This is a genomic window from uncultured Dechloromonas sp. (assembly GCF_945957265.1).
Taxonomy (GTDB): domain Bacteria; phylum Pseudomonadota; class Gammaproteobacteria; order Burkholderiales; family Rhodocyclaceae; genus Azonexus.
Genome location: NZ_CAMFKO010000008.1, coordinates 61,103 through 75,477 on the forward strand (window position 1 = coordinate 61,103; position 14,375 = coordinate 75,477).

A 14,375-nucleotide genomic window follows, 5' to 3' on the forward strand; every position below is an offset into this window, starting at 1 on the left:
CTTGCGTTGTTGCCGGGGTCTGCTGACCATCACTGGCTTGGATTGTCGTCATTTCCTGTCACTTCGCTTCTTTGTATCGTGATGCCACAGTCGATACAAATTCCCTCTCATGTATGCAAATCCCCGGCTCCAGGCGGCATGGCCAAAAACTCACAGGCGAAATCAACCCAAATGTCGCACTTTCCTCGAGATTCGTTTTTCGCATGAACCATTACTCCAATTGCGCCTGGCTGCACTTGGTATCGAAGTATCTGTAGGTACTCTTTGGGAAAAACCAAATACCTGCTGGAACTCATTGGCACAGCATAGACCTCCACGCCATTCACAGTGGCATACAGGCCGCGCTCTTTACGTTCTGGTGGACGAATGGAAAAACCCGACGGTACATCGCCGTCTTCAGGCAACCGGTATGGAGACAGATAATCCGCACGTCGCCCCGAGGCGACCAATATGACCGGGGTCCAGCCTGCGGCAATGACGGCGGAAATCCTTGCATCTAGGTCATCAGGGTCGTGCCCCTTGTCGTGGACTCGTTTACAGTCGCTTGCTAGCTTGACGCGCCAGTCTGACCGAACTGTATAGGCAAAACCTATCTTTCGCCCAGTCTCATCACTCCGAATAATGGCATCACGCCCTTCGTCGCCTGTTCCACCCAGTGGGTCAATATCAGGGTAGCCAGCATTAGCCAGCAAGGCCGAACAGAGCCGTTCAAAGTCACGATAGTCGGAGAGCCGTTCGAGGCAATAAATAATGGAGTCAGCGGACATGATGTAATGATACGTCATGAAAATTCATGTCGGACCGACTATCGACATATACATCAGTTTTCCGTTAGGTCTCCTCCCTGCTAGCCAAATGGTCAGCAAAAGGACTCGGTTGCGAGAACTCGCATGTCACTACTCTTGAACCGACACGACGGTTACTCTTCTCTGGTTCAACGAAGATGACCTGCCAGAGGTTGAGCCGAGCCGCTTCAACGCTCGAGAAATAAACGATGCGGGTCTGGCTGAGTTAACGGGACTGCTTCTCTGGCCCAGTGGAAAACGAAGGCACTAGTGCTCGCAAGCAGAGCCCGCCACTCTAAGCAGAATGGTTATGAGTTCTGCTCCCTCGAGTAAGCCAGCATCGCTCTCAATGCAGCTTCACCATACGAGCCGCCAGCTTGGGAGACACCACAGATATTGCAAATAACTTGCGCACCGTGAACTATAAAGCTTGCTCCCATCTCCTGAGCTACCTCCATCGCATGGGTAGTCATAATTGAATTGAGGGAAACGCGCTGTACGTTCTTATCGCTCTCGCTCACCACTACAAGAGTATTGGAATTGCTAACGAAGTAAGCGAAGCCCGCCGTAGGGCTTCCAATCACATATCCCCCCTCCTCAGAATAAACCGCATGAACTAGTTCCATTCCGGAAAGCATCTCTGGCGAAACCGGACCATCGCTCATTCCATTCGACTGTTTGATGGTAGCGGCGCCGCTCTGCCGTCCTAGGCTACCAGAAATCAGAATATCCAAAGCTCTAGCTAAGTGCCCCATAGAACGTCATCTCAATTGACACGTTATTCAGTTGCCGCAAGTTATCCGGCGGAAATGTATACTTTAGTATAAAGACGAAGACATGCCCATCCCCTAACGTCACCCTCCATTCAGGAGGGGTGAGTGGAACCAGGCGAAGCATTCGGAAAAGTATTACGCGAACGGCGGAAGGCTTCCTCATTGAGCCAGGAAAAGCTCGCCCTAGAAGCTGACCTGGAGCGTGTTTACGTCTCGTTACTTGAGAATGGTCACAAGCAGCCGACATTCCAGACAATGCTCAAGCTGGCCCGAGCCCTGAACTGTACAGCGAGCGATTTAGTAGTGGCAGCCGAGAAACTGTTGGCTGGTTAGCCAAAGAAAGATTACGGCTTATCCCTGCGATTCATCATCGTTCTTAAACCAGCGAATGGAGAATGCGAGGCAACACTACTGGCGGTTTTTTCCATGGATTGCCTGTTCGCCGCTTCCAAGTGACGTTGATGCTCATTGTCGTGACAATAGACGCATAAAAGCTCCCAATTGCTGCCATCAGCCGGATTGTTCTGATGGTCGTGGTCACGGTGATGGACCGTCAATTCACGCAAGTTTTTGCGTGTAAACTCGCGCCCACATCGGCCACATACCCACGGATAGATTTTCAGCGCTTGTTCTCGATAGCCCAGCGCGCGCTTCTCAGCCGTAGTTATCGCCTCTTGCACCACGCGGTCAAGCTTAGCTGTATCGGGAACCTTGTAAGCGCGCATTAGAAATAACAATGAAGTGATTAAATCAAATACAGAGTTGGATTAGAGTACCTCAGGTTTCGGCTAGCGCATCTATGGACTGATTTGCAATATTAAGCACAATCTTCGAGATAACCTATGGACATGAACCGTTCAACTAGATTCACTGAGCATCGCGCATATTTTTTGGATGTCCACGACCATTCTGTTCATGGGTGCATGACCAACGAGCACCAGAAGCAGATCGAGGCCGACCGCGGCCGTACCGATGCCCGCACCGGGCGCGGCGGCGGCGCGACGCACAATCCCTTTGCCGCGCTGCAATCGATGCTCAAGCAGAAGGAGTAGCCGCTCCCCGGGCGGCTAGTTGCCACCCACGGTTGGCGACGGCAGATCGACCTGCAGCATCGCGCCGCCCAGCCGGCCCGACTCGCCGACCTGCAGCTTGCCGTGGTGCTGGCGGGCGATTTCCCGCACGATGGCCAACCCCAGGCCGCAGCCGTCGCCCGTCTGACCGGCCGGCCGATAGAAACGCTCGCCGATGCGCGGCCTCTCGCTTTCGGCGATGCCCGGCCCGCTGTCCTCCACCCGCAACCAGGCCATTGCCGCCTCCTGGGCGCAGCTGACGGTAACCACCCCGCCCACGGGGGTGTGGCGCAGCGCGTTGTCGAGCAGGTTGGCCAGCAGCTCCTGCAGCAGCAGCTCGTTGCCGGCGACCAACGCCGGGGAAAGCTCGAATCCGAGATCGATATCTTTGGCGATGGCCTTGGGCAGCCAGTTTTCGGCCACCGACCTGACCAGGTCGGCGAGCGGGATGACCGCCGATGTCTGCGGCAGGCTCGGCTCGGCCCGGGCCAGCGCCAACAGCTGCTCGACGAGATGCCCCAGGCGCCCGGCTGCCGCATGGATCCCCGATAAAGCGCCCTGGCCGGCGTGGCCGGACTCCTGCTGGGCCGCCTCGACCTGCGCCAGCAAGGCCGCGATGGGCGTCCGCAGCTGGTGGGCCGCATCCGAAACGAAATTGCGCTGGCTCGACAGGGCCTGGTCGAGGCGACGCAACAGGCCGTTGATTTCGGTCACCACCTGCTGCATTTCCTCCGGCACGTCGGCGGTGACCGGCCGGAGATCGGCGGGGGAACGGTCGGCCAGCTCGGACTGCAGGTCGTCGAGCGGGCGCAGGCCGGAACGGACCCCGGACCAGATGACCAGGCAAGCGACCACGACGAGCAGGATTTCCGGCACCACCATGGCGAGCAGGATGTCGCGAACCAGCTCCTGGCGCTTGACCAGGGTTTCCGCGGCGACGATCGTCACCAGCTGATCGCCCATGCGCCGCTGATAGGCGGCAAGGCGGATCGACTCGTCGTCGAGCGTACCGTCGTAGTACCAACGCCCGTCGCTGCCCAGCTGTCGCCAGTTCTCCCTGGGCGGCATGGGCAAATCCGGGTTTCCGTCGAGCAGCTCGCCTTCCGCGCCATGAACGGCGTAGAAAATCCGGTCGAACTTGTCAGTCAGCAACACCGCCCGCGCCTGTTGCGACAAGGGCAGCTGCAGGCGCCCATCGACCACCTGCAACTGCTCGGCGATGGTGAATGCGGTATCCAGCAGGCCCCGGTCGTAGGCCTTGGTTGCGGCGCGCAAGGCCACCCAGTAGGCGGCCAGCGCTCCCAGCAGCAAGAGCAGCAACATCGCCGGCAGCAGCCGGTCGATGAGCATCATGCGCAGGCTGACGGCGCTACGCGGCCGCATCGTCGGGTTTTTCGAGGAAATAGCCCAAACCGCGCACGGTACGGATGGTGATGCCGGCCACTTCGATCTTGCTGCGCAGCCGGGACATCAGCTTTTCGATGGCATTGGTCGAAATGTCGTCCTGCCAGCCGTACAGGGCCTGCATCAGCTGTTCCTTGCTGACGATGCGATTGACGCGCCCGGCCAGGAATTCCAGCGCCGCCCATTCCCGCGCGTTGAGGTCGAGCGGCGAGTCGTCGAGCCAGGCACGCTTGCCGACGGTATCCAGGCGCAGGCGGCCGAGCATGAGATCGGGCACGGCACCGCCCTGCCCGCGTCGGATCAGCGCCCTGACGCGGGCCTCCAGCTCGTCCAGGCGCACCGGCTTGACCACGTAGTCATCGGCGCCGAGGTCGAGCAGGCGGACCCGCTCCTCGACGGCAAGCCGCGCCGAGAGGACCAGGACGGGGGTTTGCTGCCGCCGCGCGCGCAGGCGCTGCAGGACTTCGCTGCCATCCAGCCCGGGCAGGCCGAGGTCGAGGATGGCCAGGTCGTAGCCGTCGCTGGTCAGCAGCTGGTCGGCGGCTCTCCCGTCCGCGGCGGTGTCGACAAGATAGCCGGAATGGCGCAGTGCACGCGCCAAGCCGTCGGCGAGCAGGGCGTCGTCTTCAATCAAAAGGATACGCATAAATCAGTCAGAATTCGGTCAGGCTAGCTCCATACGATAGCACGCTGACTTTTGGTTTGATGCGATGCGACGCCTACTGATTCTCCTGTTTCCCATTTCTGGCCTTGCTTTCGCTGGCCCGGGCATGCCCCTGACGCTATCCGATGCCGAGAACCAGTGGCGCGAACACAGCCGTGAACTCAAGCTGGCCGAAACCCTCGTCGCCGGCGCCGCCGCCGATGTCCGCACCGCGGCCCAGCGCCCGAACCCCGACCTGACCATCAACGCCCTGTCGATCAGCCCGCAGTCCGGTTACGGCGGCGGTCCGCTCAAGGACAAGAAGATGGACACGCAGTTCCGCCTGGACCAGCTGATCGAGCGCGGCGGCAAACGCGACCTGCGCGTCAAGGGCGCCGAAGCGCGCGTCGATGCCGCGAAATTCGAGCGCGACGACACCGCCCGCCAGCAGCTCGGCGACCTGCGCCAGGCCTACTACAACCTGCGCCTGGCCCAGGAAAAGCTGGTTCTCGCCCGCGAATCGGCGGCCCTCTACGAAAAGAGCACGCAGGCCGGCCGCCTGCGCCAGAAGGCCGGCGATCTCGCGCCGGTCGACGTTTCCCGCCTGCAGATCGACCAGGCGCGCGCCGAAGCCGACGCCCGCCAGGCCCAGGCCGACCTGGCCGTGGCGCAACAGGCGCTGGCCTACCTGATCGGCCGCGACGGCGAAGCGGAACGACTCGTCGCCAGCGACGGCTGGCCGCAGCTCGAAACCCTCGCCCTCAACGCGCATCCGCTCGACCAGCGGCCCGACCTGGAAGCGGCCAGGAAGCGCATGGCCGCCGCCGAGGCCGACCGCGACCTGGCGCGCGCCAAGCGCAACCGCGACGTCACGGTCGGCGTGCAATACGAACGCAACCTGCAGAATGCGCCGACCAACAGCTATGGTGTCGGCGTCAGCGTGCCGCTGTTCGTCTGGCACGAATACGAAGGCGAGATCGGTCGCGCCGAGGCCGACTACAACGCGGCCCGCCTGCAATACGACCAGCAGCAGGCGATCGCCATCGGCCAGGTGGCCCAGGCCCGCAACGCCCTGCTCGCCTCGCGCGACCGCATGCAGCGGCTCGAAGGCGGCCTGCTGGCCGACGCCGAGCGCGTCGCCAGGGCGGCCGAACTCGCCTACGGCAAGGGCGCGATGGGCCTGATGGATCTGCTCGACGCCCGGCGCACCCTGCGCCAGATACAGATCGAGGCCGCCAGCGCGCGTGCCGATTACGCCAAAGCCTTGTCGGACTGGCAGGTCCAGGCCGAATTCAGGAAAACCCCATGAAGCTGACCCCCCTTCTCATCACCCTGCTGCTGGCGCTGGCCGGCTGTTCCGCCGAACCCGAGACGCCCAAGGCGGCCGCGGTCAGGGTCGACGGCGAACTCGCGCTGCTGGCCGAGCCGGACAAGGCCACCTTTCTGAAACTCGCCGCCATCGAGCGGGACAAGGGCGGCCTGCTGCGCCTCCCCGGCCGCCTGGTGTGGAACGAGGAAAAGACCGTGCGCGTCTTTCCGCAGGTTGGCGGCCGGGTGCAGAGCATCGCCGTCGATGTCGGGCAAGGCGTCAGGATCGGCCAGGCCCTGGCTGTCCTGAGTTCCCCCGATTATGGGCAGGCGCTGGCCGAAGCGCGCAAGGCGCGGGCCGATGCGCAAGTCGCCGCGCAGGCCCTGGAGCGCAACCGGGTGCTGCGGGAAGCCGGTGTCGTCGCCGAAAAGGACTGGCAACAGGCCGAAGCCGCAGCCATCGCCGCGAGGGCCGAAGCCGAACGGGCCGGCCGGCGGGTCGCCGGACTGGGCGGCGAAGGCGACGGCAGCTATGCGCTGCGCAGCCCCCTGGCCGGCACCGTGGTCGAACGCAATCTCAACCCCGGCCAGGAATTCCGCCCCGACCAGTCCGCCGCGCCGCTGTTCGTGGTGACCGACCCGGCCAACCTGTGGATCCAGGTCGATGCCGGCGAAGCCGACCTCGCCCGGCTCAGGAAGGGCGAGCCGCTGCTGATCGAGTCGAAGCAATATCCCGGCGAGCGCTTCAAGGGCGTGATTCGCCACGTCGCCGATTTCGTCGACCCGACGACCCGTACCATCAAGGTGCGCGGCGAGGTGCCCAACGCCGACCGCCGCCTCAAGGGCGAGATGTTCGTCAATGCGCTGGTCGAACTGGAGCCGACGGCTGCCCTGCGGGCGCCAGCGGCGGCGGTTTTCCTGTTCGGCAAGCAACGCTACGTTTTCGTCGAGGAAGCCCCGGGCCGCTATCGCCGCCAGGCCGTCGAGGCCGGCGCCGAGCGCGACGGCCTGATCGACATCACGGCGGGCGTCAGGGAAGGCGACAAGGTCGTCGTCGAGGGCAGCCTGCACCTGCTCAAGTACTTCAAGCCGGCCGCACTCGTCGATAAACAGGCGGCCAAATGATCAAGCGCATCGTCCATTTCGCGCTCAATCAGCCGCTGTTCATCATCCTCGGCGTCCTGCTCTTCGTCGGCATCGGCACCGCCTCCTTCCGTTCCCTGCCGATCGAGGCCTTCCCGGACGTCACCGACACCCAGGTGACGATCATCTCGCTCTACCCCGGCCGGGCACCGCAGGAAGTCGAGAAGCAGGTCACCATTCCGCTCGAGATCGCCCTGTCCGGCGTACCGAACTCGATCCGCATGTTCTCGCACACGCAGTTCGGCCTGTCCTTCATCGTCGTCACCTTCGACGAGAAGCCCAGCCTGTTCATGGCCCGGCAACTGATCCAGGAGCGCCTGCGCGGCCTCGACCTGCCGCCCGGCGTCGAGCCGGAGCTGGCGCCGCCGGCCACCGCCACCGGCGAAATCTTCCGCTACCGCCTCGAAGCGCCCGGTCTGAAGCCGAGCGAGATCCGCGCCATCCAGGACTGGACGGTCGTCCGCCAGATCAAGCAGGTGTCCGGCATTGCCGACGTGGTGTCGCTGGGCGGGCCGATCCGCCAGTACGAGGTGCGCCCCAACCTGCCCAAGCTGCGCGACTACAAGATCACCCTCGGCCAGCTGTTCAACGCGCTGCAGCGGGCCAACGCCAATGCCGGCGGCGGCTCGGTGGCCCAGGGCCGCCAGCAGTTCCTGATCCGCTCGCTCGGCCTCTTGCGCTCGTCGGCCGACATCGGCCAGGTCGTCGTCGCCGAGAACAACGGCACGCCCATCCTCGTCCGCGACATCGCCGACGTCGTCGAGTCGCGCGTGCCGGAACAGGGCATCGTCGGCATCAGCGACGCCAACGGCGACCAGGACGACGTGGTCTCCGGCATCGTGCTGCTGCGCAAGGACGAGAACCCGTCCATGGTCCTCGATGCGCTGAAGGCCAAGGTCGATGCGCTCAATGCCGGCGGCCTGCCGCACGGCGTGCAGATCGTGCCCTTCTACGACCGCTCGTGGCTGATCAGCAAGACGCTGAAGACCGTCTTCATGAACCTGCTCGAAGGCGCCCTGCTCGTCACGCTGGTGCTCTACCTCTTCCTCGCCGACCTGCGCGCCGCCGGCATCGTCGCCTCGATCATCCCGCTGGCCCTGCTCGGCACCTTCACCGGGCTGTCGCTGGTCGGCATCCCGGCCAACCTGCTGTCGCTGGGCGCCATGGACTTCGGCATCATCGTCGATGGCGCGGTGATCGTCATCGAGAACATTTTCCGGCGCCTCGGCGAGGCGAAACGCGACGACGACCACCGGCCGCACACCCGGACCATCCAGGAGGCCGTCGTCGAAATCGGCCGGCCGACGGTGTTCTCGATGATCATCATCATCGTCGCCCACCTGCCGATCTTCACCATGCAGCGCCACGAAGGGAAAATCTTCGCGCCGATGGCCTACTCGGTGGTCGCCGCCCTGATCACCTCGCTGATCCTGTCGCTGACCCTGGTTCCCTTCCTGTCCAAGATCGCCTTCAAGAACAATGTGCCGCACGAGGAAACCAAGCTGATGCACTGGTTCATGAACCGCTACGAACCGGCGCTCAAATGGGTGCTCGCCCACGCCAAGCGCGTACTGGCCATCGCCCTCGCCGCCCTGGCGATCACCGCCGCGCTGGTGCCGCAGCTGGGCACCGAGTTCCTGCCCGAGCTGAACGAAGGCTCGATCTGGATCAACATCACGCTGCCGACCTCGGTTTCCATCGACGAGGCGAAGGGCGAGCTGCGCAAGCTGCGGCGGATCATCGCCGACTTCCCCGAGGTCAATGCGGTGATTTCCAAGGGCGGCCGCCCGGAGGACGGCACCGATCCGAAGAACATCAACATGACCGAGATGCTGGTCGACCTCAAGCCCGACAACCAGTGGCGCAAGGGCATGACCAAGGACCAGCTGGTGCGCGAGATGGAGGACAGGCTGAACGACATGCCGGGCATCGAGCCGACCTTCAGCCAGCCGGTACGCGACCAGATTCTCGAATCCATTTCGCAGATCGACGGCCAGATCGTCATCAAGCTCTTCGGCGACGATACCGCCACGCTGAAGCTGCATGCCAACCAGCTGCTCGACAAGATCGGCAACGTGCCGGGCGTGGCCCGCGCCTTCATCGACCGCGACGGCGACCTGCCGCAATACCGGCTGGAGATCGACCGCGCCGCCGCCGCCCGCTACGGCCTGAACGTCATGGACGTGCAGGATGTCGTCGAAACGGCGCTCGCCGGCAAGGCGGCCACCGAACTGTGGGAGGGCGACCGCCACTTCAGCGTCGTCGTCCGCCTGGCCGAGCCGGCGCGCCAGCTCGACAAGCTGAAGGACGTGCTGGTGCCGACGCCGAGCGGCGCGCAGGTGCCGCTGTCGGCGCTGGTCGATTTCAAGATGGCCAGCGGCGCCATGAACATCGCCCGCGAATCCGGCCAGCGCGTCGTCGCCATCGGCGTCTTCATCCGCGACCGCGACATGGGCAGCGTCGTCGCCGACATGCAGGAACACGCCAAGGAGATCAAGCTGCCGGAAGGCTACTCGATCACCTGGTCCGGCGAGTTCGAGAACCAGGAACGCGCCATGAAGCGCCTGATGCTGGTCGTGCCGCTGTCGATCCTGATGATCTTCCTGCTCCTCTTCGACGCCTTCGAGTCCTTCAAGGACGCGCTGATCATCATCTGCAACATCCCCTTCGCGCTGATCGGCGGCATCTTCGCCCTGCTCATTTCCGGCATACCGCTGTCGGTCTCCGCCGCCATCGGCTTCATCGCGCTGTTCGGGCAGGCGGTGCTCAACGGCGTGGTCATGGTCAGCTACATCAACCAGCTCAAGCAGCAGAAGCTCGACGACTACCAGGCCGTTTTCCAGGGCGCCCTGTCGCGCCTGCGCACGGTGCTGATGACCGCCCTGCTCGCCATGCTCGGCCTGCTGCCGATGGCGCTGTCGCACGGCATCGGCTCGGAAACCCAGCGCCCGCTGGCCCTGGTCGTCATCGGCGGCCTGATCTCGGCGACGGTGCTGACGCTGTTCGTGTTGCCGGCCCTGTACTACTTCGTCGCCACGCATCCCCGGCTGTCGCGCGCGCTGCATTGAGGCATCGATGAACGCTCCCTGGCTGCGCTGGCTGATGCTGCTGGCAATGACCTGCCTGGCGCCGCCCGGGCAGGCCATCACCGACGACGATGTCCAGGTCGACTACCGCAACGGGCTCTATGTCGCCACCCTGCATCTCAGGACACCCGCTCCGCCGGCCGTCGTCCTGGCCGTGCTCACCGATTTCGACCACATGGCCGAGTTCATGCCCGGCGTGCTCACCAGCCGCATCGTTTCCCGCCACCGCAACGTCTATGAAGTGGCGCAACGCGGCAAGGTCAGCTTCGGCCCGTTCTCCATGCCCTTCGAAAGCCTGCGCCGCATCGAGGTCATCGACGACACGCGCATCCTCTCTCGCTCGCTCTCCGGGTCAGCCAAACGCATGCAGAGCGAGATGAAGATCCGGCCGCAGGAACACGGAACGCTGATCGACTACCACGTCGAAATCGAACCCGACAGCTGGATACCCTCGTCGCTGGGCAGCAACTTCATGCAGCACGAGCTGGCCGAGCAATTCAACGCCCTCGACCGGGAAATGCTGCGCCGCCGGGGAAGCCTCAACCCTTGACGCAGACGACCTGCTTCAGGGTGTGCAGAATCTCGGTCAGGTCGTGCTGGTTGGCCATCACGGCATCGATGTCCTTGTAGGCGCCGGGAATCTCGTCGATCACACCCTTGTCCTTGCGGCACACCACGCCCTCGGTCTGCCGTCGCAGGTCGGCCTCGGTGAAGGCCCGCGCCGCCGCGTTGCGGCTCATCCGTCGCCCCGCGCCGTGGGCGCTTGAATCGAAACTCTCGGCATTGCCCTTGCCGCGCACCACGTAGCTGCGCGCGCCCATGCTGCCGGGAACGATCCCCAGGTCGCCGGCCCCCGCCCGGATGGCACCCTTGCGCGTGACCCAGACATCGGCGCCGTAGTGGTGCTCGCGGGCCACATAGTTGTGATGGCAATTGACCACCTCGCCGGTCACCGCGAAGGCCGGCAGATGCCGTTTCAGCCCGGCCAGCACGAGGTCCATCATGCATTCCCGGTTGGCGTAGGCGTATTCCTGCGCCCAATGCACGGCGCCGACGTAATCCTCGAAATGCGCGCTGCCTTCCCGGAAATAGGCCAGGTCGCGGTCCGGCAACTGCACCTGCTGGCGCGTCATGTCGTTGCGCGCCAGTTCGATGAAATAGCTGGCCAGCGCATTACCGATGCCGCGGCTGCCGGAATGCAGCATGACCCAGACCTGGTCCGCCTCGTCGACGCACACCTCGATGAAATGGTTGCCGCCGCCCAGCGTGCCGAGCTGATTGACCCACTTCGAAAACTTGCCGAAAGCCTTGAGCAGTTGCGGATGGCGCCCGGTCATCGCCTTCAGGCGCGGCTCGAACGGGCGTGCCACGGCGACCAGCGCCTGGTCGTCTTCGTGCTGCGCCTTGCCCACCGGCACGTCGCGGCTGATCTGGTCGAACACCTTGCGCAAGGCCTTTTCGTCGAGCTGCCGGGCGTTCAGCGACAGCCGGCAGGCCACCATGCCGCAACCGTTCTTACTACATGGTAACAGTTACCATGCCAGAACCCTTTGCCCTATACGGCTGGCCATACGGTAACAAAATCTGGTCAAAAAGTTTCGACCACCAAGCCTTTGCCAAGCTAATGTGCTCGGCGAACGGCAGTTACCGACCCTAAGCAGCCTCTAGAGACCCTAACTTCAAACGACCGCAATGTGACAATCAATCGACATCCAGTTACCCCAGACCTCATTTGCATCTCGAACTTACCAAGGGGCCATGGCTAGCAAATCGACAATCAGCGTTGGCTTCGTCGATTGCGCTGTACCGAATCATAAATTATCTCTCAAGCCACTTTAGTAACGTGCTGTATAGCCTGTCAGGGTCAACAGGCTTCGATACAAAGTCATTCATGCCAGCTGCAATACAGCGTTCCTCATCTTCGTTGAAGGCGTTAGCAGTCATTGCCACAATAGGAATGTCCTTACCTGTTTCCAATTGTCGAATGAGCTTGGTTGCCGTCAAGCCGTCCATTTTCGGCATCTGCATATCCATGAAGATTAAGGCATGCGTTCCCGGTTGAGCTGTGCGAATCATTAGTACGGCCTCTTCTCCATCATTGGCTAAATCGCAAACAAGGCCGACATCCTCGAGAATTTCCTGGGCGACTATCTGGTTAATCTCGTTGTCTTCAACCACCAGTATCCGGGTGCCGACGTAGTTCGCCTTCAACTGCGCAACGACGTCACTGCCCGAGGTAAGCGCAGTATCGATGTTGACTCCGTCTATCTTCTTCAAACGCACTATTATCCAAAAGGTGCTCCCTGTGCCTAGAACGCTTTCGACACCAGCATCTCCACCCATCAGTTGAGCCAGGCGGCGGGTAATCGCCAAGCCGAGCCCCGTACCGCCAAAGCTGCGGACAGTTGAGGAATCGGCCTGTTCGAAAGGATTAAACAGTCGGTTCATCGCTTCTGGGGAAATACCGATGCCGGTATCGATAACCTCGAAACGAATCGAGACTGAATCGGCATCTTCTCCCACTTTGTTGGCTCGTACAGTCACCGAACCCGTTTGGGTAAATTTGACCGCATTGCTGACGAGGTTGAGTAACGCTTGCGTGAGACGCGTCCTATCTCCCAGCAAGTGAGGTGGCAGAAAATCAACTTCGGTCTTGAGCTGAATCCCTTTGGAACTGGCCGACTCGGCCACCATGGAACATACATTTACCGGCAACACGCGAACATCGACCTTGTCTTCCGACAACTGAAGCTTCCCTGCCTCGATTTTTGAGAAGTCGAGGATGTCGTTGATGATGCCCAATAGATGTTTGCCGGCAGTGCGAATTTTTCCGAGTTTGTCTGCCGTATCTGGCTCTTGGTGCTTTCTGAGCAACAGTTCAGACAGTCCAAGAACGGCATTCATGGGGGTCCGGATTTCGTGGCTCATGTTGGCTAAGAAGCTTCCCTTGGCCACATTGGCAGCTTCAGCAGCCTGCTTTGCGTCCATCAAGGCGGTGGTTCGTTCATCGACCATCGCCTCCAAATGATTTCGATGACGCTGCAGTTCGGCTTCAGTCTCCTTGAGTTTCGTAACGTCTACTGCGACTCCAGCCCAGACTGGCTCGCCATTGGGCCCCTGCATCGGGGCTGAGCGCACATGCAACCAGACCTTCTCGCCGCTGACCGAGTTGAATTGCAACACACCTGAATACTGGCTCTGCTCTCGAAAGCATCGTGCTTCGTCCTGAATATATTGGGCGTATGACTCGGGTGCCATCAGGGCAAATAATGGCTGCGCATCGGTCATAAGGTCCGACGCTTTCAGCCCCAGCATCTTCTCGACCCCGGCACTGATATAGCTGAAGCCACGCTTGTTCTCGCCCAATTCAAACTGATACACGAAGCCATCTGGCAGGTTGTCTCCCATGGCACGTAACTGCCCCTCGCGCTCCCGCAGGTGGGATTCACTGACCCGGTATTCGTATTCGATACGTTGCGAATTCATGCTGATGAGCGTCAGTGTCATTAACTGCACTGTCAGTATCTGGGCTAAGGCGTAATAGCTGCCAAAACCGCTTAATGCCTCGAACGCTGTAATGACATTTGGGTCACTGAGTTCATGTGCGATGCGGAAAAAATTGAGCGCCCCATATATCAGCAACCACAACGCCAGCATGACGTCGTTCGAGCCAAAATACGGTGCTCGGTTCCGTAACGTGACAACGGCTGTAATGAAACTGAGGATGCCGGCAAGTGCGCAGTAGATGACGATGCGTGTAGTCAGCTGGGCGGTGTCCAAGCTGTAGTAGCCAAATACGAGAAGGAAAGTAATTGCAAACAGTGCATCCCAGCGGTAGCTGACACGTAACCCGCGAAAAACCAGCACTCCGCGTAGCAGGAGTAAGAGACCGCCGAGCAGCAAGCCATTGCGTAATACCGCCACAAACCAAATTTTTGGGAGTGCTCCTGGGACAAGCATCGCTGCTCCCAAAGCAAGGAAAGCGATACTTACTGTCCAAAAACCAAATCCCGGGTAGGTCTTGCGTGTGCGCAGGACCACCAACATGATGAGCGCCGCCGCTGACGAGAGGAGTGCATTGGTGCTTAGCAGGGTGGTCGTATCCATGTCATGCACCTCTGTTCAAGTTGGGAGCCGGCAAGCCTATGTTAATCCTAAAGCCA

Annotated in this window: 13 protein-coding genes; 6 read left to right on the plus strand and 7 right to left on the minus strand. The window is 61.6% G+C overall.

The features are described from left to right. Positions 1-107 precede the first annotated feature (107 nt). Entirely contained in the window at positions 108-785 is a 678-nt protein-coding gene (locus Q0P59_RS06405; RefSeq protein ID WP_295004754.1) for a restriction endonuclease, read from the minus strand. Positions 786-1,093: 308 nt separating this feature from the next. Next, on the minus strand, positions 1,094-1,519 hold the full coding sequence (locus tag Q0P59_RS06410; protein WP_295004756.1) for a hypothetical protein: 426 nt from the start codon (positions 1,517-1,519) through the stop codon (positions 1,094-1,096). 144 nt (positions 1,520-1,663) lie between these two features. Here Q0P59_RS06410 and Q0P59_RS19670 point away from each other — a divergent pair, with 144 nt between their 5' ends. Then, positions 1,664-1,891, plus strand: coding sequence for a helix-turn-helix transcriptional regulator (locus tag Q0P59_RS19670; protein ID WP_366090367.1), 228 nt, complete (start codon positions 1,664-1,666; stop codon positions 1,889-1,891). A gap of 11 nt (positions 1,892-1,902) precedes the next feature. Here Q0P59_RS19670 and Q0P59_RS06415 read toward each other — a convergent pair whose 3' ends face one another. Further along, positions 1,903-2,283 carry a YajD family HNH nuclease gene (locus Q0P59_RS06415; protein ID WP_295004758.1) on the minus strand — a complete coding sequence of 127 codons (381 nt, stop codon included), beginning with the start codon at positions 2,281-2,283 and terminating at the stop codon, positions 1,903-1,905. Between the two features lie 198 nt (positions 2,284-2,481). Here Q0P59_RS06415 and Q0P59_RS06420 point away from each other — a divergent pair, with 198 nt between their 5' ends. After that, positions 2,482-2,610 carry a hypothetical protein gene (locus tag Q0P59_RS06420; protein ID WP_295004760.1) on the plus strand — a complete coding sequence of 43 codons (129 nt, stop codon included), beginning with the start codon at positions 2,482-2,484 and terminating at the stop codon, positions 2,608-2,610. A 15-nt stretch (positions 2,611-2,625) separates the two neighbouring features. On the opposite strand, the gene Q0P59_RS06425 is transcribed toward Q0P59_RS06420, so the two are convergent. Continuing rightward, a complete protein-coding gene (locus tag Q0P59_RS06425) occupies positions 2,626-4,011 on the minus strand; it encodes a sensor histidine kinase (protein WP_295004762.1) in 1,386 nt (461 codons plus the stop codon). After that, positions 3,998-4,678, minus strand: a complete 681-nt coding sequence (locus Q0P59_RS06430) for a response regulator transcription factor (RefSeq protein ID WP_295004764.1) — start codon at positions 4,676-4,678, stop codon at positions 3,998-4,000. The genes Q0P59_RS06425 and Q0P59_RS06430 overlap by 14 nt, the downstream gene beginning before the upstream one ends. Positions 4,679-4,802: 124 nt before the next feature. Between Q0P59_RS06430 and Q0P59_RS06435 the strand changes: the two genes are divergently transcribed. From Q0P59_RS06435 to Q0P59_RS06450, 4 genes are read left to right on the plus strand one after another with little or no spacing between them, the layout of a single operon-like run. Beyond that, the gene (locus Q0P59_RS06435) at positions 4,803-5,984 is read left to right on the plus strand and encodes a TolC family protein (protein ID WP_295004766.1); all 1,182 of its coding nucleotides are present in this window, start codon (positions 4,803-4,805) and stop codon (positions 5,982-5,984) included. Beyond that, the gene (locus Q0P59_RS06440; RefSeq protein WP_295004768.1) at positions 5,981-7,108 is read left to right on the plus strand and encodes an efflux RND transporter periplasmic adaptor subunit; all 1,128 of its coding nucleotides are present in this window, start codon (positions 5,981-5,983) and stop codon (positions 7,106-7,108) included. Before Q0P59_RS06435 ends, Q0P59_RS06440 begins: the two co-directional genes overlap by 4 nt. Beyond that, on the plus strand, positions 7,105-10,194 hold the full coding sequence (locus Q0P59_RS06445) for a CusA/CzcA family heavy metal efflux RND transporter (RefSeq protein WP_295004770.1): 3,090 nt from the start codon (positions 7,105-7,107) through the stop codon (positions 10,192-10,194). Before Q0P59_RS06440 ends, Q0P59_RS06445 begins: the two co-directional genes overlap by 4 nt. 7 nt (positions 10,195-10,201) lie before the next feature. After that, the gene (locus Q0P59_RS06450) at positions 10,202-10,762 is read left to right on the plus strand and encodes an SRPBCC family protein (RefSeq protein WP_295004772.1); all 561 of its coding nucleotides are present in this window, start codon (positions 10,202-10,204) and stop codon (positions 10,760-10,762) included. Here the strand turns inward: Q0P59_RS06450 and Q0P59_RS06455 are convergent. Then, positions 10,752-11,714, minus strand: a complete 963-nt coding sequence (locus tag Q0P59_RS06455) for an RtcB family protein (RefSeq protein WP_295004774.1) — start codon at positions 11,712-11,714, stop codon at positions 10,752-10,754. The genes Q0P59_RS06450 and Q0P59_RS06455 overlap by 11 nt on opposite strands. A gap of 316 nt (positions 11,715-12,030) precedes the next feature. Beyond that, a complete protein-coding gene (locus Q0P59_RS06460) occupies positions 12,031-14,319 on the minus strand; it encodes an ATP-binding protein (RefSeq protein WP_295004776.1) in 2,289 nt (762 codons plus the stop codon). Between the last annotated feature and the right edge of the window lie 56 nt (positions 14,320-14,375).